Source organism: Limnohabitans radicicola (genome assembly GCF_014837235.1).
Lineage (GTDB): Bacteria > Pseudomonadota > Gammaproteobacteria > Burkholderiales > Burkholderiaceae_C > Limnohabitans_A > Limnohabitans_A radicicola.
In genome coordinates this window covers 1105704-1127347 of record NZ_JACYFT010000001.1, presented here as the reverse complement: position 1 = coordinate 1127347, position 21644 = coordinate 1105704, and the positions used below count along the sequence as shown (strand labels likewise).

Here is a 21644-nt window from a genome sequence, read left to right as displayed (position 1 = left end):
AGGACTGTGCGCATATGGGGCCCACCCGCCCGGGCAAAATGGACGCCCCATACAGACCATCTTCGCGCATGACCCTGATTTCGACCTCCCCCTGGCAAGCCCTGACCGACATGCCCGACGGCCTGGGCGAGTCGCCCTTCTGGCACCCGCAGGAAAACCGCCTGTATTGGGTGGATATCCCGGGTCGCCGTGTGGCGCGCGTGGCGGTCGATGGCCTGCAGGCCCATGGCGCCGCAGAGTATTGGTCGCTGGAGGAAGAACCCGGCTGCATCGCCCCGGTGCAAGGCGGCGGACTGGTGCTGGCCTTGCGCAGTGGCATCTACAGGGCAGGGGATTGGGGCGGCCCGCTGCACTTGCTGTCCGCCGCGCCCTATGACACCGCCAAACAGCGCTTCAACGACGGCAAGTGCGACGCGCAAGGACGATTCTGGGCTGGCAGCCTGTACGAACCCAAAGACCAGGCACTCGGCGTGCTGTACATGCAGAACGACCAAGGGCTGCACCCCATGCAAGGCGGCGTGACGACCGCCAATGGTCTGGCCTGGTCGCCGGACGGCCGCACCGCGTATTGGGCCGACACCGCCGCGCACCAGGTGCGCGCATTCGACTTTGACCCGGCATCGGGCCAACTCACCAACGCCCGTGTGTTCTATCAGGCCGCACCCAAACCCGCAGGCTGGGCCTGGGGCAGTGCAACGCCCTATGGTGGCCGCCCCGACGGCGCGGCGGTCGATGCCGAGGGCTGCTATTGGTCCGCCCAATATGAAGGCGGGCGTCTGCTGCGCCTGTCGCCTGCGGGTGAGGTGTTGCAAGTGGTCGAGACCCCGGCCCCTTGCCCGACCATGCCCTGTTTTGGCGGGGCGGACCTGCAAACCCTGTTCATCACCAGCTCACGCCAGGGCCGCAGCGCCGAGGAACTGGCGCAGTACCCCGAGGCGGGCTGCGTCTTTGCCATGCGGGTCGGGGTGGCGGGCTTGCCTGTGAATTTCCACCGGTCCTGAATGGCCGCGTGAACTGCCCGCACACCTGGCATTCAAAAAATTCAAAATCCGGGGTGGTGAGGCGGTTTACCATCGTCCACCATGGATGCACAACTCTCCCACCTCATTGATGCTGTGCGCAGCGCTGCCGCCCAAGGGCTTTGCCTGCGGCTGCGTGGCGGCGGCACCAAAGACTTTTGGGGCCAAAGCCGCAACGCCGAGGTGCTCGACACGCGGGCCTACAGCGGCATCATCAGTTACGAGCCGAGCGAGCTGGTGGTGACGGTGCGTGGCGGCACGCCGCTGGCCGAACTCGAAGCCGCGCTGGCCGCCCAAGGGCAGTGCCTGGCGTTTGAGCCGCCGCACTTTGGCCCCGGTGCCACCGTGGGCGGCATGGTGGCCGCAGGTCTGAGTGGCCCGGCCCGCGCCACCGCTGGCGCTGTGCGCGACTACGTGCTGGGCGCCCGCTTCATCAACGGCAAAGGCGAAGCCCTCACCTTTGGCGGCCAGGTCATGAAAAACGTGGCCGGTTACGACGTCAGCCGCCTGTTGGCAGGCAGCTGGGGCACGTTGGGCCTGATCACCGAGGTCAGCCTCAAAGTCTTGCCCGTGGCCCCGGCCGAAGCCACTTTGATGTGCGCAGGCATTGCGCAGGGCGCGGCGCTGGACTTGTTGCACCGCTGGGGCGGACAGCCTCTGCCCCTGAACGCCAGCGCCTGGGTGCGCGACACCACGGCCCAAGTCGAGGCCGACTATTTGTTTGTGCGCCTGCGTGGCGCGGTGGCGGCCGTGAACTCGGCCATCACCCGCATGAGCGCCGATGCGCAAGCGCTGGGTGCCCAAGTGCAGTGCATGGACAACGCCGAGGCCACGCAAGACTGGTGCGCCAGCGGTGAGCAGACATTGCAGTTTTTTGAGGCCCCGAGCCCCGACGCCTGTCTGTGGCGTCTGTCGGTGCCGCAAACAGCCCCTGTGCTGGACTTGCCCTATGCCACTTACATCGAGTGGCAGGGTGCGCAGCGCTGGGTGTGGGCGCCTGCTTCGGCGGCTCCAGCCCTTCGCCAGGCGGCGCAAGCGGTGGGCGGCCATGCCACCTTGTTCCGCACCAGTGCGCAGCACGGCGAGGCCGACAAGTCGGTGGGTGTGCACACGCCCTTGGACGCGGTGCAGCAGCGCATCCAGCAGCAGCTGCAGCTGCAGTTCGACCCTCAAGGCGTGTTCGCCACCGGGCGGCTGCACGCCAACATCCACGCCCTCTGATTCGGGACGACCGACATGCAAACCCACCTCGCCCCCGAATACCAGAACACCCCCGAAGGCCTGGAGGCCGAAGCCATTTTGCGCAAGTGCGTGCACTGCGGCTTTTGCACCGCCACTTGCCCCACTTACCAGCTGCTGGGTGACGAACTTGACGGCCCGCGTGGCCGCATCTACCTGATGAAGCAGGTGCTCGAAGGCGCCGAGCCCACCCGCAAGACGCAGCAACACCTGGACCGGTGCCTGACCTGCCGCAACTGCGAAAGCACATGCCCGAGCGGTGTGCAATACGGTCACCTGGTGGACATTGGCCGCAAGTTGGTGGACGCCAAAGTCGAGCGCCCCGTGGGTGAAAAGCTGGTGCGCTGGGCGCTCAAAGAAGGTTTGCCTTCACCCCTGTTTGCCCCGGCCATGAAGATGGGCCAGAGGGTGCGCGGTCTGCTGCCCGAAAGCCTCAAAGCCAAAGTGCCCGCGCCTCAAGATGCCGGCGCCTGGCCCACCCGCACGCATGCCCGCAAAGTGCTGATGCTCGAAGGATGTGTGCAACCCAGCATGAGCCCCAACATCAACACCGCCACCGCCCGCGTGTTGGACGCGGCTGGCATCCAGACCGTGACCGCCCCCAAGGCCGGTTGCTGCGGCGCGGTCAAGTTCCACCTGAACGACCATGACGGTGGCAAAGACCACATGCGCGCCAACATCGATGCCTGGTGGCCGCTGGTTGAGTCGGGCGAAGTCGAAGCCATTGTGATGAATGCTTCGGGCTGCGGCGTCATGGTCAAGGACTATGGCCATGTGCTCAAAGATGACCCGATGTACGCCGAGAAGGCTGCCCGCATCGGTGCCTTGACCCGCGACCTGAGCGAGCTGCTGCCCGAGCTGGTGCCGCTGCTGCAGTCCAAGATCAAGCCCGAAGCCTTGCAAGCCTCAGGCCTGCAGGCCTACCACCCGCCTTGCACCTTGCAACACGGCCAGCAACTCAAAGGCGGCGTCGAAAAGCACCTGGGCGATCTGGGCTTCCAGATCAAGGTCACCGCCAACGAGTCGCACCTGTGTTGCGGCTCGGCAGGCACTTACAGCGTGCTTAACCCTGAGCTGTCCAAACAACTGCGCGACCGCAAGCTGGGCCACCTGAGCGCGCTGGAGCCGCAAGGCGTGATCAGCGCCAACATCGGCTGCATCACCCACCTGCAAAGCGGCAGTGGCCTGCCTGTGCGGCATTGGGTGGAACTGCTGGACGAGGCACTCGCCGCATGAAGGAAATCAATTACCGCCATCTGTATTACTTCTGGGTGGTGGCGAAGGAAGGTGGCTTTTCCAAGGCAGCTGATCGCCTGGGCATGGCGATCCAGACCATCAGTGCCCAAGTTCGTGAACTCGAAAAATCGCTGGGGCACCAACTTTTCAAGCCCATGGGACGCAGCGTGACCTTGACCGAGGCCGGGCATGCGGCTTACGCCCGCGCTGAGGAAATCTTCCAGATTGGCCAGCGCATCGCGCAAGAGGTCAAGCAAGCGGCCACCGGGCAGGCCGTGCGTCTGGCGGTGGGTCTGTCAGACGGCATTTCCAAGCTGGCCGCGCACAAATTGCTGGGGCCGGCGCTGGCCACGCCCGAACTCAGGCTGCTTTGTCATGAAGGTGAATTCGAGCCCCTGATGGCCGAGCTGGCCTTGCACCAGCTGGACCTGGTGTTGGCCGGACAGCCCGCGCCCCAAAACCCGAATCTGCGTCTGTCCAGTCAGCTGCTGTCTTCGTCGGCCGTGGGTTGGTATGGCCCGGGCACACAGGTGCACAAGGCGCAGATCGACCAGTTCCCCCACAGCCTGGCGCAACTGCCCTTGCTGTTGCCGACCCACCACTCGCCCTTGCGGGCTTCGTTGGATCGGTGGTTTGAACACCTGGGCATCGAGCCCCGTGTGGTCGCTGAATTCGAAGACAGCGCCATGATGTCCGTTTTCGGTGCGGGTGGCCTGGGGATTTTCCCTGCCAGCCTCACCGGCCAGGACGACCTGGCCTTGATGAAGGGCCTGAAGCTGATCGGTGAGTGCGAGGTGCATGAGGAGGTCCATGCCATCTACACGCGCCGCAGCCGCCACCATCCCCTGGTGCAGGCCATATTGCAGGCCCCATGAACGTGGCTTGGCTTTAGCCGAGCACTTGCTGGTCCCGGATGCGCTGGATGTTTTCGATGTCCACCACCCAGACCAGGCCATCGCCGATCTGTCCCGTGTGACAGGCTTCGATGATGGCGCGCCGAATGGGTTCCACCATGTCAGCCTCCACCAGAACACAGACCATCAGTTTCTCCGAGAAGTCGGTCAGCTCGTCGCGCACCGTGCGTTTGTGAACCGCGGCGGGCGCGGTGAAACCCTCGGCCCGGAAAATGGTCACCCCCGGGAAGTTGGGAATGGCCCGCAGCGTATCGCGAAGGCGTTGCAGCCGGTTGGGTCGGACAATGGCGCGGATTTCTTTCATGGGTGTCTCCTTGATGCTCAGGCTTCGCGTGGGGGTTCATCGAACCAGCGGTAGAGGGTGGGCAACACCACCAGGGTCAGCAGCGTCGACGAGATCAGACCGCCAATGACCACGATGGCCAACGGGCGCTGGACTTCTGAGCCGGGGCCTGTGGCAAACAGGAAAGGCACCAGTCCCAGCAGCGCCACTGTGGCGGTCATCATCACGGGCCTGAAGCGCTGCACGCAGCCTTCCCGCACGGCGCTGACCACGTCCATGCCGTCTTCTCGCAGGCGCCGTATGCAGGTCACCAGCACCACCCCGTTGAGCACCGCGATGCCCCACAAGGCAATGAAACCCACCGAAGCCGGGACACTCACGTACTCACCGGAGACGAAGAGCCCAATCAGGCCGCCAATCGAGGCAAAGGGCAGCACCAGGATGATCAGCGCCGCTTGCTTGACCGAATTGAACAGCACAAACAACAGGAAGAAGATGGCCGCGATGGTCAAAGGCACGATGATGGCGAGCGTGCCCATGGCCCGCTCCATGTTCTCGAACTGGCCGCCGTACTTGAAGTAATAGCCTTCGGGCAGTTTGACCTCTTGCTCGATGCGTTGCTGCACCTCGGCCACGAAGCCGCCCAGGTCACGACCTTCGACGTTGGCGCCCACCACCACGCGGCGTTTGCCGCTTTCCCGGCTGATCTGCGCCGGGCCGTCCACCAGCTCGATGCTGGCCAGGCTCGACAGTGGCACCTGCCCGCCACCGGGCGTGGGCAGCAAGGTGCTGCCAATGGCTTCGGCCGATTGCCGCACGTGGCTCGGGAAGCGCACCACCACGCTGTAGCGACGTTCGCCCTCGTAGAGCGTGGTCACGTCCTTGCCGCCAATGGCGGTTTCAATGATGCTTTGCACATCCGCCACATTCAGGCCTTGCCGCGCGATGGCCTTGCGGTCGATGTCGATGGTCAGCGCTTGCTGGCCAGACAGGCGCTCGATGCGGATGTCGCGGCTGCCCGACACGCTTTTGAGGATGCGGGCCACTTGCTCGGAGATGTCCTTGAGGTCCGCGATTTCGTCGCCGAACACCTTGATGGCCAGTTGTGAGCGCACCCCCGTCACCATTTCGTCGACACGCTCGGAAATGGGTTGCGACAGCACGATCTGCACGCCGGGGATGTTCGACAGGCGCTGGCGGATGTCCTCGTCGATCTCGTCCTGGCTTCTGCCCGATTTCGGGTCCAGCAACACGATGGGGTCGGACTCGTTGGGACCCGCCGGGTCAGCAGGCGATTCGCCACGGCCCAGCTTGGAGACCACCATGCGCACGCCAGGCACCTCGGCAATGGTTTTCATGGCCGACATTTCCATGCGGATCGACTCGTCCAGTGAAATGCTGGGCACCCGGTTGATTTGCGGGGTGAGTGCACCTTCCTTCATGGTCGGCATGAAAGATTTACCCAGCAAGGGGAACAGGGCCATCGAGCCCAGCAGCAAGCCCACCGCCACGCCGAGCGTGAGGCGGCTGCGCGCGGTGGCCAGATCGAGCAGGCGCAGGTAGCCGCCTTTGAGGTAGGCGATCAGTCGCGTGTCTTTGTCAGCGCCACCCTTGAGGAAGTAGGTGCACAGGACCGGCGACAAGACCAACGACACGATCAGCGAAACCGCCAGTGCCATCGCGATGGTCAAGGCCAGCGGTGCAAACATCTTGCCTTCGATGCCCTGCAGGGTCATCAACGGCAGGAAGACCAGGATGATGATGGCAATGCCGAAGATGGTGGGCGTGGCCACTTCTGCGGTGGCCGACAGCACCGTGCGCACCCTCTCGCCCATGCTTTGGCCTGCATGGCCGAGGCGATGGAAGACGTTCTCGACCACCACCACCGTGGCGTCGACCATCAGGCCGATGGCAATGGCCAGTCCGCCCAGTGACATCAGGTTGGCCGAAATGCCATAGCGGTTCATCAGGATGAAGGTGGTCAGCGGGGCAATGATCAGCGTCGCCACCACGATCAGGCTGGAGCGCACATCGCCGAGGAAGACAAACAGCACCACCACCACCAAAAAGATGCCTTCGATCAGCACCTTGCCCACGGTCCACAGCGCGGAGTCCACGAGTTCGGTCCGGTCATAGAACGGCACGATCTGCAGCCCATCGGGCAGCATGCCCTTGCTGTTGATTTCCTGCACGCGCTCCTTGACGCGGGTCACCACTTCCTTGGCGTTGCCGCCACGCATCATCAGCACAATGCCCGAAACGCTCTCGGTGTAACCGCCCTTGATGATGGCGCCCTGTCGGACTTCGCTGCCCATCTGCACCGTGGCCACATCGCGCACATAGACGGGGATGCCGCCTTGCTCCTTGATCACAATGTTGCCGATGTCTTCCAGCGTCTTGATCAAGCCCACGCCACGGATCAGGTACTGCTCGGTGACTTGCGAGAGCACGCCCCCGCTGGCGTTGGAGTTGTTGGCAGAAATGGCCTGGACCACTTGCTGCACCGACAGGTTGTAGTGCCGCAGGCGACCCGGATCGACCAGGGCCTGAAACTGTTTGACGTAGCCGCCTTGCGAGTTGATTTCGGCCACACCCGGGATCGAGCGCAGCAGGGGGCGCACCACCCAGTCCTGCACCGTGCGGCGCTCGGCCAGTTCTTCGGGGGTGAGGGCGCGCTGCCCATCGTCCGGTTTTTCGAGCGTGTACTGGTAGACCTCACCCAGACCCGTGGACACGGGGCCGAGCACCGGCACGATGCCTGCGGGCATGCGGGGTGTGACTTCGATCAGGCGCTCGGTGACCAGTTGACGTGCAAAGTAGACGTCGGTCTTGTCGGTGAACACCAGCGTGATGATCGACAACCCGCTTTTGTTCAGTGAACGCATCTCGACCAGACCGGGCAATCCGGTCATGGCAATTTCCAGGGGTACGGTGACGAAGCGCTCGATTTCCTGGGGCGATCTGCCCGGCGCCTCGGTGGCCACTTGCACCTGCACATTCGTCACGTCGGGAAAGGCATCGACCGACAGACGGGTGGCGGCTCTGAGGCCGAACCCGCACAGGATCAAGGCCAGCACCACAACAATCAGGCGCTGGCTCAGCGCGGCACGGATCATGGAATGGACCATGGTTTACTCCAGTTCTGCGCGTTTGCGTTCGTTGTTCATGTGGAAGGCACCCTCGGTCACGACCTGTGCGCCTGCACTCAGGCCCTTGATGACGGGGCGCAGGCCTCCGCTGAGTGCGCCCAGCTCGACGGGCGTGAGGCGAAAACGCCCATCGCCGGTGCGCACGAACACGTGGTCGCGGTCGTTTTCACGCACCACCGCCTGTGCCGGGATCGCCAGGGACTTGTAGGGCGTGCCTCCAATCCGCATGGTGGCCAGCATTTGCGGCTTGAGTTCACGCTGGGCGTTGTCGACCTGGGTGCGGATCGCCACCGTGCGTGTTTCGGGCGAGACCGTGTCGCCCACAAAAATGATCTTGCCCGAGAGCGTTTTTTGCCCCAAGGCTGGCACTTCGATGCTCACGGACTGGCCGGTCTGCACGGAGCGCGCCACCTGCTCGGGCAAAGCTCCGGCCACCCACACATTGCTCAGGTCGGCCACGGTGAACAAGGGGTCTCCCGGCTGGGCCACCTGGCCTTGACTGACCTTGCGCTCAATCACCACACCCGAAATGGACGCGCTGACGGCTGTCGCGGGGTGCAGGATGCCGTTGTCGCGCAGTTTGTCGATGGCCTGCGCATCGAGTCCGACCTGGCGCAGCTGGTCGTGCGCGGCCCTCAGCTCGGCCCGTGCCACCGATTGCTCTGATTCACGGCGTTGCAGCTCGGCCGAGCCGATCACATCGGCCTGGATCAGCTGTTTGGCACGCTCCACCGCACGTTCGGCTTGGGACGCGGCCGAGTGGGCGCGCAGGTAGTTCATCTGCATGTTGGTCAGTTCATGGCTGGCCACCCTGGCCAGCGGCTGACCCGGACGCACCTTGTCGCCCAGTTCTGACAACACCTCGGTGACCCTGCCCGTCACAGAAGCACCAATCCGCGTCACCAGCCGCTCGTTGGCTTCGATGCGTCCGGCGATGTCCAGCAGCGGCGTGATCTCGACTTCTTCGAGCGGGCTGACCTTGAATTGCGCGCCCATTTCGGCTCGGATCGTCACCTCCATCGGGTCTGGGTTGGCGGCCTTCTGGGCGGTAGGCGCAGGGGCGGGCGCGGGCTTGTTGCACGCAGAAAGGATGACGGCCGATGAGCCGATGAGCAGGGACAGCATCATGTGCTGCAGAGCGGGGGAGAGGTTCTTCATGGCGGTGCTTTCTTGTTCTTTAAATCAGAGGCTGTTGGACAGGCTGTGTTGGCCCGTGAGCTCTTCCAGGGCGATGCGTGCGGCTTGCAGCTGGAAACGGGCATCGATCAGGTCGGTGCGCACGCTGCGCAAAACCCGTTGTGCATCGAGCACATCCAGGATGCCGCGCTCGCCAAACCGGTAGGCGGCTTGCGCCACGCGCAAGGCCGCTTCTGCTTCGCGCAAGGCGCCTTGGCTCAGCGCTTCGATGCGCAGGCGCGCCATCTCCATGGATTTCCAGGCCAGCATCACTTGCTGGCGCAGCTGTGCCTGGTGGCCTTCCAGCCGGATTTGCGCCCGTTGCAGTTCGGCACTGGCCTGCGCGATGGGGCCTTGGCGGGTGTCCAGCAAAGGCAGCTGCACGCCGACACTCAGCTGGTTCTGGCGCCATTCGGCATCGCGCACCTGGCTCAAACGCAGCTCCACCCCCGGTAGGCGTTCGGCACGTGCTTCGCTCAGACGGGCCAGGGCGCGGTCCTGTTCTGCCTGCAAAACCAGCAAATCAGGGTTGTTCTTGAGCACCAGCTCCATCAGGTGCGACACGGCTTGCATTTCGGGGGTTTGGTCGAGCTCACCCGTGAGCTTCCAGCCCGGGGGCAACTGGCCCGCTGCCAGCCGGTTGAGTTCAAGCTGGCTTTGCTGAACCATGAGGCTGGCCGTTTGCAGGCGTTCACGCGCGCTGATGATTTCGGCATCGGCCTTGATGATTTCGTAGCGCGGCGCTTCGCCGGTGCTGACCCGCAGGCGCACACGTTCCCTGACCTGTTCCAGCAGTTGCACTGCATCTGCGGCGGCCTGCGTGTGGGCCTGGTGTTGCAAGCCTTGGTAGTAGATGGACCGCACTTGAGCGATCAGCGCATTGCGTGTCTGCAAGATTTCGTAACCACTTTCCTTTTCCTTGGCACGTGCCACGTCTGCCCGCGCTTGCCGTGCCACCGGGTTTTCCAGAAGCTGGCTCACGCCCCAGCCTCGTACTGGGCCGGTGGCCAGTCCGGGCATTTGCGCCACATTGCGGCCTTGTACCGTTTCGAGGCGGGGGTTGGGCCAAGCCTTGGCCGCGGTGACGCCGGCTTGCGCTGCGCTCTTGCCCATCTCTGTGGCGCGCAATTGCGGGTTGTGTGCGAGGATGATCTGGATGATGTCTTCCAGGCTCAACTGCGCATGGCCAGCGGAAGGTGGCTGCACTGTTGGGGTAGCACTCGGGCCGTTGCCGATGGCGCTGGCCGTTTGAGCCGTTGCCGAAACGGCAGACGCCAGCGCCATGGCCAACACCATCCAACGCGCTGCGTTTTGGCGGGGGTGGCCTTGATGGTTTGGCACAGCCTGTAGAGGCGGTGATGCGAACATGGGGTTTCTCCGAGTCAACAATGACCCGCGAGTTTGCTTGCATCAATGAACAGAAAAAAGAAGATAAAAAATGAATTTAACTTCGTAAAAAACTGAATAAAAGGTGGAAGAGCAGCACGCACAGACGCAAGCGAGCATGCGGCCGATCAGCAGGTTTTTCGGACAGGGCTACGTTGCCTCTGCGCAGAGGCAAGGGAGGTGTTGACGTATCAGGCGGCGAGTGCCGCCTCAATGTCCTTGGCGATTTTCTCCGGCGCTTCCTGTGGCGCGTAGCGCTTGATGACGCGCCCGTCCTTGCCGACCAGGAACTTGGTGAAGTTCCATTTGATGGCCTTGCTGCCCAGGATGCCGGGGGCCTCGGCCGTGAGCCATTGGTACAGCGGGTGGGCACCATCGCCATTGACCTTGATCTTGCTCATCATCTGGAAGCTCACGCCGTAGTTCTTCTGGCAGAAGTTGGCGATCTGTGCATCGTCACCCGGGTCCTGGCTGGCGAACTGGTTGCACGGAAAGCCGATCACGGCCAGGCCTTGGCCACCGTATTGCTGGTGCAGTTTTTCGAGGCCGGTGAACTGGGGTGTGAAGCCGCAGGCGCTGGCGGTGTTGACGATCAGCATGACCTGACCTTTGTATTGGCTCAGCGCCACGCCTTGGCCATCGATGCCCAGCGCTTCAAAGTCATAGATGCTCATGATGTGCTCCAGTGAAAACGCCAGATGCAGGCGTGTTGTTCAGTCTTTGTGCGAATTGCCGATCACCGACAGCAGGGCTGCCAGCAGGATCAGCGCCCCGCCCCAGAGGGTGCGGTCATCCCATTGGGATGCACCCAGTATGACGGAAGACACGCTGGCGAACAGGACTTCGGACAACATGACCAAGGCGGTGGTGTGGGCAGCGAGTCGTGCCGCGCCATACTGCAGCGCCAGATTGCCCAGCAGGAATGAGGTGCCCAGCAGCGCGATCAGCGGCAGCCAGGCCCATGTGGGGCCAGGCCCAGCGTTGACCACGCCCGTGGCCAGGCCCAGCAGGGCGGCGGCCGTGGCCATGACCGCGCCACCGCCAAACATGGCCAGGGTGCGCGATGCGCCGGGGGAGTCTTTGAGTTTGAGCAGCAGTGCATTCGTCACGGCAAAGGTGAAGCCGCTGGCCAGTGCCAGCACATCGGCCAAGCTCTCGGGCACGGGCCAGGGGGTCTCGGGCGGCTTGAGCACGATGACCAGACCGGCCAGCGCCAGCACCAAGCGTGCGAGCGCCATGGGGCGGGGGTGGTCGCCTAGCAGCATCCAGGCCACCAGCACCGACCAGGCGGGCATGAGGTAGAACAGCAGCACCACACGCACCACATCGCCCACCGTCACGGCCCAGTTGAAGCCCACATTGGTCAGGCCCGAGGCCAGCAACAGCCACCACAGACCAGGGTGCTTGCGCCAGCTTTGCAGTCGCCCGCTGTGCCAGAGCGACACGGTGAGGGTGGCGAACACGAAGGCGTAAACCAGTGCTGTGGCCCACAGCGGGTGCAAGCCCAGGGCTTCGAGTTGTTTGAACGGCCACCAGCAAACGCCCCAGACAAAGGCATTGAGCAGCAAACCGGCGACAGCCAGACTTTGGGGAGGGATCGCCACAGGAGAGGGGGCCATGTGGCCGGTGTGGGTGGGTCAGGGCAAATCGGTGGGGGCGACCGATTGGCGTTTTTTCCACCAGCGCCAAGCCAGCCAGGCCGCGCCGATGCCCAGCAGTGCAAAGATGCCGTGCTGGAACTGGCGCAGCACGCCAAACATCCAGTCCCAGTTCTGGGCGCCAAAGTAGCCCAGGTAGACCCAGACGGGCACACTGATGAGGGCGGCAAACCCGTCCATCAGGAACCAGGTGGCAAAGCTGACGCGGTGGCTCATGCCGGCCGAGAAGAACACCGGGGTGCGCAGGCCGGGCAGAAAGCGGGCCACGAACATGACCCACTTGCCATACTTGTGAAAAGCCTCTTGCGCACTGGCAAAGCGCTCGGGGGTGAGTACTTTGCGAAAACCGGGCAATTGCGAAATGCGCTGGCCATAGAGACGGCCCATGGTGAACATGAGGCCATCCCCGATCAGTACGCCCGCCATGCCCACGGCAAACATGGTGTGCACATCGGCATGACCCAACCCGGCGATCACGCCGCCTGTGACCAGGGTCACGTCCTCGGGCACAGGGATGCCAAAGCCGCAAATCAACAGCATCACGAAAACGGCCAAGTAACCGTATTCGGTGAAGATGGGCATCAGGAACTGGAAAATTGCCATGAATGTCTGTATCGGGCCTGAACTCAGGGAAAGGGCGGAAGGCGCCATTGGCTCTGGCCGCGCGCCAGTGTAAAGCATTTGAAAGCCCCCACCGAAAGCCGGTTGGCCGCATGGCGCGGGGCCATTTGTGCTGCTTTTGAGAATCCTTGCGACCCATTTGTGCGCCGTTTGCTGGCACACTTGACCGGTCTTCATTCACGCCCTTCACATTCACCATTCATGCCCCGTCCGATCCAGGCCACCCTCCACCTCTCTGCGCTGCGCCACAACCTGGCCAGGGTGCGGCAAGCTGCGCCCGACGCGCAGGTCTGGGCCGTGGTCAAGGCCAATGCCTATGGGCATGGCATCGAGCGGGTGTTTGACGGTTTGCGCGCCGCAGACGGGTTTGCCCTGCTGGACCTCGACGAAGCTTCGCGTGTGCGGGCGCTGGGCTGGCGCGGGCCGATCTTGTTGCTCGAAGGGGTGTTCGAGGCCCGCGATCTGGAGCTGTGCTCGCGCCTAGGGCTGTGGCATACGGTGCACTGTGACGAGCAGATCGACATGCTGGCCCTGCACAAAACGCACGAGCCGCACCGGGTGTTCCTCAAGATGAACTCGGGCATGAACCGCCTGGGCTTTGCGCCCGAGCGTTACCGCGCCGCCTGGACCCGCCTGAACGCCTTGCCGCAGGTGGACGAAATTTCGATGGTGACCCACTTCAGCGATGCCGATGGCCCCCAGGGCATTGCTGCACAGGTGGCCCGCTTTGAAGAAGCCACCCGCGACTTGCCGGGGGAGCGCAGCCTGTCCAACAGTGCCGCCACTCTGCGCTTTGGGGGTGACGCCGCCGCCAAGGCCGATTGGGTGCGCCCGGGCATTGCGCTTTATGGCAGCTCGCCTGATTTTCCGGCGGCCAGCGCCCAGGACTGGGGTCTGCAGCCCGCCATGACTGTGTCGGCACGCATCATCGGGGTGCAGCATCTGCAGCCCGGTGACAGTGTGGGCTACGGTTCGCTCTTTGTGGCCGAGCAAGCCATGCGCATCGGTGTGGTGGCATGCGGTTATGCCGACGGTTACCCGCGCATTTGCCCCACAGGCACGCCCGTGCTGGTGGACGGCGTGCGCAGCCGCACCCTGGGGCGCGTGAGCATGGACATGTTGGTGGTGGACCTGACCGAGCTGCCCGCTGCAGGGTTTGGCAGCACCGTCACTTTGTGGGGGCAGGCGTCAACAGGCGCGGTTTTGTCCATCGACGAGGTGGCGCAGGCCGCAGGCACCGTGGGTTATGAGCTCATGTGTGCGCTCGCGCAGCGTGTACCGGTGGTGGTGGCCGACTGACGCTTTGCCGCTGGCGGGACAGGCTGCAGGTCCAAGCCCGGCCACAATGGGCCATGCCCCACCGACACCCTGACCACCCTCATCAGCGACTGGCCCTGTTCACGGCGCTGGTGCTGGTGGTCATCTGGGGTGGCAATTTCACGCTCCAGAAATACCTTTTGCACCTCTTGACGCCAGACGGTTTTTTGCTGGTGCGTTACACCATCATGCCCGTGTGTGCTTTGCTGATGTTCCGCTGGCGTTTGGGCCGGTGGTGGCCCCCCCTGCCGCGCAGCGATCTGCGGGCCATGGCCTGGCTCGGATTGGTGGGGCACTCGCTGCATGTGGGCATCGTGACGTACGGGGTGTACTGGTCCACCGCATTTTCCAGCTCGGTCATCCTGGCCTGCGGGCCGATCTTTACGCTGCTGATCCTGCGTTACCAAGGCACGGAGCGACTGTCGCTGGCGCAGCTGCTCGGTGTGGGCTTGGCCTTTGGCGGGGTGCTGATGTTCCTGTCCGACAAGCTGCTGGGCGGTCAGTGGCGCGCCGGTGGGGGTGACCTGGTGCTCTTGCTGGCGGCCAGTCTGTTTTCTTATTACACCGTGGCAGCCAAGCCGATGTTTGACAAGCGCGGAGCGGTGCTCACCATGGGTTACAGCACCATTTTGGGCAGCATCCCGGTGTTGCTGTGGTGCCTGCCCTCGGCAGCTGACATATCCTGGTCTTCGCTGAACCTTTGGGATGGTGCTGGCTTGTTCTGGTCGGTCGTGGTGTCGGCATTCTTCGGTTGGCTGGGTTGGGGCTGGGTCAATGCGGTGCGCGGCGTGGCCCGAACGGCGCCCCTGATGTATTTGATGCCTCCCGTGGCGGGCCTGTTTGCCTGGGCCTTGTCGGGCGAGCACTACACCTGGATCAAGATTGGCGGCGCTGGCGTCATCCTGTTGGGCGTGGCGCTGGCGCAATATGCCGGGGCTTTGCGGCGCTGGGCTACACAGTCCTGAACCAGGTGTCGTAAGCTGTTTTCACAATCAAGGCCAGCACGACCAAGATGAAGACCCGGCGCACAAAGCCTGCGCCGTGCCTTAGCGCCAGGCGCGTGCCGATCAGGCTGCCCACGATGTTGGACACGGCCATGGCCAGCGCCAGATGCCACCACACATGACCCTGCACCGCGAACAGCACCAGGGCCGCAAAGTTGGTGGCCACATTGACCAGCTTGGCCGAGGCCGAAGCGTTCAGGAAGTCGTAGCCCATCAACCGCACATAGGCAAACACCAAAAAGCTGCCCGTGCCTGGCCCGAAAAAGCCGTCGTAAAAACCGATCACCAAGCCCACGCCTGCGGCCACCCAGGCCTCTTGCGCGCCGGCAAAGCGCGGGGCGTGGTGGCGGCCCAGGTCCTTGCGGGCCAGGGTGTAGAGCAGCAGCAGGGTCAGCAAGATGGGCAGCGCCTTGCGAAACAGCGAGGGGTCCACTTGGGTGACCGTCCAGGCACCCACCAGCGAACCCACCAGACCCGCGCCGGCAGCCGGCATGAGCGAGCGCCAGGGCATCTTCACCTTGCGGCTGTACTGCGCGGTGGCAAAGGCGGTGCCCCAGATCGACGCACTTTTGTTGGTGCCAAACAGCGTGGCTGGCACCGCCTGGGGGAAGGTGGCAAACAAGGCCGGCAGCAGGATCAGACCGCCTCCGCCCACAATGGCGTCCACCAAGCCGGCCAGCAGCGAGGCCAGCGAAACAATCAGCAATTCCATGCGGGCGATTGTGGCAGGGCAGGTGCTGTTGCCCTGTCACGCAGTCAGACGCGAGCGAAAAAAAAGCGCCGCAATAAGCGGCGCCTGGGAATTCATCTCGTTCGGATGCTGTTTGGATATTGGAGTTCTTGGGGTTCGAGTTGTCTCCTCGGCCCTCAGGATGCAGTACTGCTTCGCATCGAGTGGGTGAACTGTAGCGGCCCCGATCCCCTGGATTCATCAGGGATTTCCCGATTTGGGGGTATTCCCTGAGTCTGAAACGAGCGGTCTGCTCTCAAAGCCCTCGGGCCGCGTCTTCGGCGATCCACTGGGCGGCTTTTTCCGCAATCATCAGCGTGGGGCTGTTGGTGTTGCCGCTGGTGATGGTGGGCATCACGCCCGCATCGACCACGCGCAAGCCCGCCACGCCGCGCACCTGCAGCCGCGCGTTGACCACCGCCATCGGGTCGTCGCTCCGACCCATGCGGGTGGTGCCGACGGGGTGGAAGATGGTGCTGGCGATATCGCCCGCCAGCTTGGCCAGCTCTTCATCGCTTTGGTATTGCACGCCGGGCTTGAACTCCTCGGGGGCGAACGGCGCCATGGCGGGCTGCGCCATGATGCCGCGCGTCACACGCAGGCTGTCGGCGGCGACCTTGCGGTCGGCGTCGGTCGAGAGGTAGTTGGGCGCAATGGCCGGGGCGTCTTCAAAGCGGGCGCTTTTGATCTGCACCGTGCCGCGGCTGGTGGGGTTGAGGTTGCAGACGCTGGCGGTGATGGCCGGGAAGCTGTGCAGCGGCTCGCCAAAGGCGTCCAAGCTCAGCGGTTGCACGTGGTACTGGATGTTGGCGTGCGGCTGCGATGGGTCGCTCTTGGTGAATGCCCCCAGCTGGCTGGGTGCCATGCTCATGGGGCCGGTGCGTTTGAGCGCGTATTCCAGCCCGATCATGGCCTTGCCCCACAGGCTGTTGGCCATGGTGTTGAGGGTCTTGGTGCCTTTGACCTGGTAAACCGAGCGGATCTGCAAATGGTCTTGCAGGTTGGCGCCTACGCCGGGCAGGTCGCGCTTGACCTCGATGCCTTTACTCTGGAGCAAGTCGGCAGGGCCGATGCCTGACAGCTGCAGGATTTGCACCGAGCCGATGCTGCCTGCGCTCAGGATCACTTCGCGGGTGGCTTTGACCTCGACCATCTCCACACCGGTCCACACCTGCGCGCCCGTGCAGCGCTGGCTGCCGTTGGCTAGGGTCTCAACGATCAACTTCGCCACCTGCGCCTTGTTCCACAGCTCGAAGTTGGGGCGGGCATAGCAGGTGGGGCGCAAAAAGGCTTTGGCCGTGTTCCAGCGCCAGCCTGCTTTCTGGTTCACCTCGAAATAGCTCACGCCTTCGTTGTTGCCTCGGTTGAAGTCGTCGGTGGCCGGAATGCCCGCTTGCTGCGCTGCCTGGGCAAAGGCGTCGAGCACGTCCCAGCGCAGGCGCTGCTTTTCGACGCGCCACTCGCCGCCCGCCACCCGCCCACGCAGGGTGTGCAGGTAGCTGCCTTCGGGCAGATCGGCGGGGGCCAGCAATTCAGACTTGCTGCCTTTGGCGCCATGGAAGTCGTTGGCGCCCTTGTAGTGGTCTTCGTGCAGCTTGAAATAAGGCAGGGTCTGGTCCCAGCGCCAGCTGTCATCACCTGTGATGTGTGCCCACTGGTCGTAGTCACGCGACTGACCCCGCATGTAGATCATGCCGTTGATGCTGGAACACCCGCCCAGCACCTTGCCACGCGGGTAGCGCAGCGTGCGGCCATTCAGGCCCGCAGCCGGTTCAGTTTGGTACAGCCAGTCGGTGCGTGGGTTGCCAATGCAGTACAGGTACCCCACAGGGATGTGCACCCAGTGGTAATCGTCCTTCTTGCCCGCTTCGATCAGCAGCACGCGTTTGCTCGCGTCGGCCGACAGGCGGTTGGCCAGCAGGCTGCCCGCCGTGCCGCCGCCCACGATGATGTAGTCGAAGGTGTTGTCGTTCATTGTTCTGCTCTCCTCCCCCGGATTGTGACTGTTCACACCATCCTCGCATCGTTCAGGCGCAGCGTCCGTGATCCGGGCTGGCCCGTTGGGCCGATTTGCTGGCGCGAAGCGACTGATGAGGCCCGGCGGGCCAGCCCGGAGCGCAGATGCGGCACCGAAGCTGATCCCACTGACCCCAACGCCTTACTTGGCCGTCGGCATCACAAACTCGGCACCCTTGCCAATGCTCTCAGGCCAACGCTGCATGATGGACTTTTGCTTGGTGTAAAAGCGCACGCCTTCTTCGCCGTAAGCGTGCATGTCGCCAAACAGCGAGCGCTTCCAGCCGCCAAAGCCGTGCCAAGCCATGGGCACAGGGATCGGCACGTTGATACCGACCATGCCCACCTGGATGCGGCGCGAGAACTCGCGGGCCACGTTGCCGTCGCGGGTGAAGCAGCTCACGCCGTTACCGAACTCGTGGTCGTTGATGATCTGCACTGCGGTGGCAAAGTCGGGCACGCGCACGCACGACAACACCGGGCCAAAAATCTCTTCCTTGTAGATCTTCATGTCGGTGGTCACGTGATCGAACAGCGTGCCGCCCAGCCAGAAACCTTGCTCGCAACCAACACCGGCTTTGGAGCCATCAAACTCGCGGCCATCGACCAGCAGTTGGGCACCTTCGGCCACACCCGCGTCGATGTAACCCTTGATGCGCTGGCGCGCCGCGTCGGTCACGATGGGGCCCATCTCCGCGGCCAGGTTTTCGCCGTTGAGCACTTGAAGTGCCCGGGTGCGCTCGATGAGCTTGGGGATGATCTTGTCAGCCACATCGCCGACCAACACCGCGACACTGATCGCCATGCAGCGCTCGCCTGCCGAGCCATAGCCTGCGCCGATCAGCGCGTCCACGGTCTGGTCGATATCGGCATCGGGCATGACCACCAGGTGATTCTTAGCACCGCCCAAGGCCTGCACGCGTTTGCCGTGGTGCGCGCCGGTTTCGTAGATGTAGTTGGCGATCGGGGTGGAGCCGACGAAGCTGATGGCTTTCACGTCGGGGTGCTCCAGCAGCGCGTCCACCGCTTCCTTGTCGCCTTGCACCACATTGAACACGCCATCGGGCAGACCGGCTTTTTTCAGCAAATCGGCGATGAACAGTGAGGGGGTTGGGTCGGTCGGGCTGGGTTTGAGTACGAAGGTGTTGCCCGCTGCAATCGCGACCGGGAACATCCACATGGGCACCATGACCGGGAAATTGAAGGGCGTGATGCCCGCGACCACGCCCAGCGGCTGGCGCATCGTCCAGTTGTCAATGCCAGTCGACACTTGCTCGGTGTAGTCCCCTTTGAGCAGCTGCGGGATGCCGGTGGCGAATTCCACGATGTCGATGCCGCGGCTCACTTCACCCTGCGCATCGGTGAACACCTTGCCGTGTTCGGCGGTGATCATGTGGGCCAAGGTGTCTTTGTGCTCGTTCAGCAATTCGAGGAACTTGAACATCACACGGGCGCGGCGCAGGGGCGGTGTGTCGGCCCAAGCAGGGAAGGCCGCTTGCGCAGCGGCCACGGCCTTAGCGACTTCAGCGCTGTTGGCCAGGGCCACGTTACCGGTCACAGCGCCTGTGGCGGGGTTGGTCACGCTTTGGCTGCGGCCCGAAGTGCCTGCAGCGACTTGGCCGCCAATGTAATGGCCGATGTTCGTGATGCTCATGGATGTCTCCTGAAATGGGGGATGTGTGTGCGGTTGCCGTGCGGCATGCCTGCATGTGTGGGCCAGTGTAGGCAGCCTCCTGGCCCTTCACAAGCGCCAAACCGTGAATTGATTGTTCAAAATGGTGAACAATATAGACATGGAAAACCAAAAAATCAACACGCTTTGGACGAACCTGCACTGGCTGAGCGTACTGGCGCAGCAAGGCAGCTACACGGCTGCCGCTGCCCGCCTGGGCGTGAGCAAGGCGGCCATGAGCCAGCGCATTGCCGAGCTGGAGCGTGCGGCCAAAGTCACGCTGGTGCAGCGCACCACCCGCAGCCTGAGGCTGACCGAAGCCGGGCAGCGGCTGGTGGACGACACCCGTGCCTCTTTTGAGCAGATTGAACAGAGCTTTGCCCAGGTGCGGGACCTGGCCGCCCAACCCAGTGGCCTGTTACGGGTCACGGCCCCTGTGGCGCTGGCGCGCCAGCAACTGGTGCCCTTGCTGGCTGAGTTTTTGAAGGATTTTCCTGAAGTGCGGCTCGAGCTGGACTTGTCGGACCGGCTCAGTGCCTTGGCCACCGAAGGCTATGACCTGGCCATCCGCCACACAGCCCGCCCGCCCGACACGCATGTGGCCTGGGCACTGTGCTCGACCGAGTCGGTGTTGGTGGCCACCCGCGCTTACCTGCGCAAACAAGGTGAACCGCAAACCCCCACGGACTTGCAAGCACACAATTGCCTGCACTACCCCCGCTCGCAGGACACCCCGGCCTGGACTTTCGAGCCACGCAATCCGCAGGGGGGCGAACGGGTCACGGTTCCCGTCACGGGCAATTTCGCCGCCAACAACAGCGAAGCGCTGCGCGAAGCTGCCCTCACAGGCGCAGGCATCGCCCTCATGCCCGACTTCAGCGCCCAGGTTGCGCTGCGCCAAGGCAAGCTGGTGCGCGTGCTGCCCGATTGGCGGCCCGTGGGCGCATTTGCCGAAACCATTTACGCCATCCGTCCATATGCACCGCACGTGCCCCGGGCGGTGACGGCCCTGGTGGCGCACTTGCGGCAAGGACTGGCGGCTGGGTTTGGGGTTTGAAGAGGCGCTTGCGCTCGCCAGCGGGCCCCATCCTTTCAAATTCTGTAATACTACGGTGTCGTTTTTGAGGGGTCTTCTGCCAGTATGCTGATCAGAGCGCTTGAACCTGCCGATTGGGAGGAATACCGTGCCTTGATGCTCGAGGCCTTCGAGGTCGATGCAGATGCCTTCACTTCCACGCGCCTGGAGCGGGAGCAGAAGGCGTCGGCCTGGTGGCTGGCGCGGATGAACCATCCGCTCGATTTGGGCCGTGCTTTTGGCGCCTTTCAGGCCGGGCAGATGGTGGGCACGGTGGCCATCGAGTATTCGGACAGGTTCAAGACCCGGCACAAAGGGCATGTGGTGGGCATGTATGTGCGAAGTGCTCAACGCGGCCAGGGGCTTGCGCAAGCTTTGCTGGCTGCTGTCGTGGCCGATGCGCGTGCACGCCCGTCCATCTCGATGCTGACCCTCACCTGCACCCAGGGCAACGAACGCGCACAGCGCCTGTATGCCTCGGCTGGTTTTGAGGTGTTCGGCGTTGAGCCCCGTGCCATCTTCAATGGCCACGACTACACATCCAAGGTGCACATGCACCTGTCCTGGTGAAGCTTTCAAATGAATCCGCAAAACCTTGACTTTCCGGACCAATTCGAGTCGCAGCGCTTGTTGATCCGTTGCCCTCGCCCGGGCGATGGTCAACGGGTGTACGAGGCGGTTTGCGAAACATTGCCCGAACTGCGTGCATGGCCCGCATCGCTGCCTTGGGCGATGTTCGAGCCGTCTGTAGACGCCTCGGAAAACTATTGCCGACAAGGACACGAAGCCTTTGCGGCGCGGCGCGACTTGCCGTTGCTGCTGTTTCTCAAGGGGACTGATGTTCTGGTCGGCGCCAGTGGGCTGCATCGCATGGACTGGCTGGAGCGTCGGTTCGAGGTGGGCTACTGGTGCAGGCGCTCGATGCAGGGGCAGGGCCACATCACCGAAGCGGTCCGGGCCATTGCAGCCTTTGCCGAAAACACGCTGGCGGCCCGGCGTGTCGAGTGTTTCACCGATGTGCGCAATGTGGCCAGCCGCAGAGTGGCCGAACGCGCTGGTTTTGTGCTGGAGTCGATCCAGACACGGGTGTCGCCGCAAGGGGGCGAAAACCAGGCATGTGTCTACGCACGGGTGCGGTGATGCGGTAGG

Annotated in this window: 19 protein-coding genes; 9 read left to right on the top strand and 10 right to left on the bottom strand. The window is 63.6% G+C overall.

Annotation, left to right across the window (positions count from 1 at the left end):
* The first annotated feature begins 68 nt into the window (after positions 1 to 68).
* From IC609_RS05610 to IC609_RS05595, 4 genes are all read left to right on the top strand, one after another.
* Positions 69 to 1001: an SMP-30/gluconolactonase/LRE family protein gene (locus IC609_RS05610; protein ID WP_191818434.1), complete on the top strand. Its 933-nt coding sequence runs from the start codon at positions 69 to 71 to the stop codon at positions 999 to 1001.
* 81 nt (positions 1002 to 1082) lie between these two features.
* Complete coding sequence (gene glcE / locus IC609_RS05605) at positions 1083 to 2240, top strand: glycolate oxidase subunit GlcE (protein WP_191818433.1); 1158 nt, start codon at positions 1083 to 1085, stop codon at positions 2238 to 2240.
* Between the two features lie 15 nt (positions 2241 to 2255).
* Positions 2256 to 3494 carry a glycolate oxidase subunit GlcF gene (gene glcF, locus IC609_RS05600; RefSeq protein WP_191818432.1) on the top strand — a complete coding sequence of 413 codons (1239 nt, stop codon included), beginning with the start codon at positions 2256 to 2258 and terminating at the stop codon, positions 3492 to 3494.
* A complete protein-coding gene (locus tag IC609_RS05595; RefSeq protein ID WP_191818431.1) occupies positions 3491 to 4369 on the top strand; it encodes a LysR family transcriptional regulator in 879 nt (292 codons plus the stop codon). The genes glcF and IC609_RS05595 overlap by 4 nt, the downstream gene beginning before the upstream one ends.
* A 13-nt stretch (positions 4370 to 4382) precedes the next feature.
* On the opposite strand, the gene IC609_RS05590 is transcribed toward IC609_RS05595, so the two are convergent.
* From IC609_RS05590 to IC609_RS05560, 7 genes are all read right to left on the bottom strand, one after another.
* Positions 4383 to 4712, bottom strand: a complete 330-nt coding sequence (locus IC609_RS05590; RefSeq protein WP_191818430.1) for a P-II family nitrogen regulator — start codon at positions 4710 to 4712, stop codon at positions 4383 to 4385.
* A 17-nt stretch (positions 4713 to 4729) separates the two neighbouring features.
* Positions 4730 to 7819: an efflux RND transporter permease subunit gene (locus IC609_RS05585; protein ID WP_191818429.1), complete on the bottom strand. Its 3090-nt coding sequence runs from the start codon at positions 7817 to 7819 to the stop codon at positions 4730 to 4732.
* A gap of 3 nt (positions 7820 to 7822) precedes the next feature.
* On the bottom strand, positions 7823 to 8998 hold the full coding sequence (locus IC609_RS05580; RefSeq protein WP_225223994.1) for an efflux RND transporter periplasmic adaptor subunit: 1176 nt from the start codon (positions 8996 to 8998) through the stop codon (positions 7823 to 7825).
* Between the two features lie 24 nt (positions 8999 to 9022).
* Positions 9023 to 10384 (bottom strand): TolC family protein, encoded by a 1362-nt coding sequence (locus tag IC609_RS05575; protein WP_225223993.1) that lies wholly within the window; start codon positions 10382 to 10384, stop codon positions 9023 to 9025.
* 209 nt (positions 10385 to 10593) lie between these two features.
* Positions 10594 to 11076: a glutathione peroxidase gene (locus IC609_RS05570; protein ID WP_191818428.1), complete on the bottom strand. Its 483-nt coding sequence runs from the start codon at positions 11074 to 11076 to the stop codon at positions 10594 to 10596.
* A gap of 39 nt (positions 11077 to 11115) precedes the next feature.
* Entirely contained in the window at positions 11116 to 12021 is a 906-nt protein-coding gene (locus tag IC609_RS05565; RefSeq protein WP_191818427.1) for a DMT family transporter, read from the bottom strand.
* A gap of 18 nt (positions 12022 to 12039) precedes the next feature.
* A complete protein-coding gene (locus IC609_RS05560) occupies positions 12040 to 12663 on the bottom strand; it encodes a DedA family protein (protein WP_191818426.1) in 624 nt (207 codons plus the stop codon).
* Between the two features lie 219 nt (positions 12664 to 12882).
* Between IC609_RS05560 and alr the strand changes: the two genes are divergently transcribed.
* Entirely contained in the window at positions 12883 to 13980 is a 1098-nt protein-coding gene (gene alr / locus IC609_RS05555) for an alanine racemase (RefSeq protein ID WP_191818425.1), read from the top strand.
* A gap of 53 nt (positions 13981 to 14033) precedes the next feature.
* Positions 14034 to 14963: a DMT family transporter gene (locus tag IC609_RS05550; protein ID WP_191818424.1), complete on the top strand. Its 930-nt coding sequence runs from the start codon at positions 14034 to 14036 to the stop codon at positions 14961 to 14963.
* On the opposite strand, the gene IC609_RS05545 is transcribed toward IC609_RS05550, so the two are convergent.
* The 3 genes from IC609_RS05545 to IC609_RS05535 all read right to left on the bottom strand — a co-directional run bounded on the left by IC609_RS05545 (position 14950) and on the right by IC609_RS05535 (position 19402).
* Positions 14950 to 15714 carry a sulfite exporter TauE/SafE family protein gene (locus IC609_RS05545; protein WP_191818423.1) on the bottom strand — a complete coding sequence of 255 codons (765 nt, stop codon included), beginning with the start codon at positions 15712 to 15714 and terminating at the stop codon, positions 14950 to 14952. The genes IC609_RS05550 and IC609_RS05545 overlap by 14 nt on opposite strands.
* 274 nt (positions 15715 to 15988) lie before the next feature.
* Positions 15989 to 17707 (bottom strand): GMC family oxidoreductase, encoded by a 1719-nt coding sequence (locus IC609_RS05540; RefSeq protein ID WP_191818422.1) that lies wholly within the window; start codon positions 17705 to 17707, stop codon positions 15989 to 15991.
* 183 nt (positions 17708 to 17890) lie between these two features.
* Positions 17891 to 19402: a CoA-acylating methylmalonate-semialdehyde dehydrogenase gene (locus IC609_RS05535; RefSeq protein WP_191818421.1), complete on the bottom strand. Its 1512-nt coding sequence runs from the start codon at positions 19400 to 19402 to the stop codon at positions 17891 to 17893.
* Positions 19403 to 19541: 139 nt separating this feature from the next.
* Here IC609_RS05535 and IC609_RS05530 point away from each other — a divergent pair, with 139 nt between their 5' ends.
* The 3 genes from IC609_RS05530 to IC609_RS05520 all read left to right on the top strand — a co-directional run bounded on the left by IC609_RS05530 (position 19542) and on the right by IC609_RS05520 (position 21635).
* Positions 19542 to 20477, top strand: coding sequence for a LysR family transcriptional regulator (locus IC609_RS05530; protein ID WP_191818420.1), 936 nt, complete (start codon positions 19542 to 19544; stop codon positions 20475 to 20477).
* 84 nt (positions 20478 to 20561) lie between these two features.
* On the top strand, positions 20562 to 21065 hold the full coding sequence (locus tag IC609_RS05525; RefSeq protein WP_191818419.1) for a GNAT family N-acetyltransferase: 504 nt from the start codon (positions 20562 to 20564) through the stop codon (positions 21063 to 21065).
* A gap of 9 nt (positions 21066 to 21074) precedes the next feature.
* Positions 21075 to 21635: a GNAT family N-acetyltransferase gene (locus IC609_RS05520; protein ID WP_191818418.1), complete on the top strand. Its 561-nt coding sequence runs from the start codon at positions 21075 to 21077 to the stop codon at positions 21633 to 21635.
* Positions 21636 to 21644: the final 9 nt, after the last annotated feature.

What these genes read in the sequence shown, in the direction of transcription:
- IC609_RS05610 (WP_191818434.1), top strand. Translation starts at nt 69, where the DNA reads ATGACCCTGATTTCGACCTCCCCCTGGCAAGCCCTGACCGACATGCCC.
- glcE (WP_191818433.1), top strand. Translation starts at nt 1,083, where the DNA reads ATGGATGCACAACTCTCCCACCTCATTGATGCTGTGCGCAGCGCTGCC.
- glcF (WP_191818432.1), top strand. Translation starts at nt 2,256, where the DNA reads ATGCAAACCCACCTCGCCCCCGAATACCAGAACACCCCCGAAGGCCTG.
- IC609_RS05595 (WP_191818431.1), top strand. Translation starts at nt 3,491, where the DNA reads ATGAAGGAAATCAATTACCGCCATCTGTATTACTTCTGGGTGGTGGCG.
- IC609_RS05590 (WP_191818430.1), bottom strand. Translation starts at nt 4,712, where the DNA reads ATGAAAGAAATCCGCGCCATTGTCCGACCCAACCGGCTGCAACGCCTT.
- IC609_RS05585 (WP_191818429.1), bottom strand. Translation starts at nt 7,819, where the DNA reads ATGGTCCATTCCATGATCCGTGCCGCGCTGAGCCAGCGCCTGATTGTT.
- IC609_RS05580 (WP_225223994.1), bottom strand. Translation starts at nt 8,998, where the DNA reads ATGAAGAACCTCTCCCCCGCTCTGCAGCACATGATGCTGTCCCTGCTC.
- IC609_RS05575 (WP_225223993.1), bottom strand. Translation starts at nt 10,384, where the DNA reads ATGTTCGCATCACCGCCTCTACAGGCTGTGCCAAACCATCAAGGCCAC.
- IC609_RS05570 (WP_191818428.1), bottom strand. Translation starts at nt 11,076, where the DNA reads ATGAGCATCTATGACTTTGAAGCGCTGGGCATCGATGGCCAAGGCGTG.
- IC609_RS05565 (WP_191818427.1), bottom strand. Translation starts at nt 12,021, where the DNA reads ATGGCCCCCTCTCCTGTGGCGATCCCTCCCCAAAGTCTGGCTGTCGCC.
- IC609_RS05560 (WP_191818426.1), bottom strand. Translation starts at nt 12,663, where the DNA reads ATGGCAATTTTCCAGTTCCTGATGCCCATCTTCACCGAATACGGTTAC.
- alr (WP_191818425.1), top strand. Translation starts at nt 12,883, where the DNA reads ATGCCCCGTCCGATCCAGGCCACCCTCCACCTCTCTGCGCTGCGCCAC.
- IC609_RS05550 (WP_191818424.1), top strand. Translation starts at nt 14,034, where the DNA reads ATGCCCCACCGACACCCTGACCACCCTCATCAGCGACTGGCCCTGTTC.
- IC609_RS05545 (WP_191818423.1), bottom strand. Translation starts at nt 15,714, where the DNA reads ATGGAATTGCTGATTGTTTCGCTGGCCTCGCTGCTGGCCGGCTTGGTG.
- IC609_RS05540 (WP_191818422.1), bottom strand. Translation starts at nt 17,707, where the DNA reads ATGAACGACAACACCTTCGACTACATCATCGTGGGCGGCGGCACGGCG.
- IC609_RS05535 (WP_191818421.1), bottom strand. Translation starts at nt 19,402, where the DNA reads ATGAGCATCACGAACATCGGCCATTACATTGGCGGCCAAGTCGCTGCA.
- IC609_RS05530 (WP_191818420.1), top strand. Translation starts at nt 19,542, where the DNA reads ATGGAAAACCAAAAAATCAACACGCTTTGGACGAACCTGCACTGGCTG.
- IC609_RS05525 (WP_191818419.1), top strand. Translation starts at nt 20,562, where the DNA reads ATGCTGATCAGAGCGCTTGAACCTGCCGATTGGGAGGAATACCGTGCC.
- IC609_RS05520 (WP_191818418.1), top strand. Translation starts at nt 21,075, where the DNA reads ATGAATCCGCAAAACCTTGACTTTCCGGACCAATTCGAGTCGCAGCGC.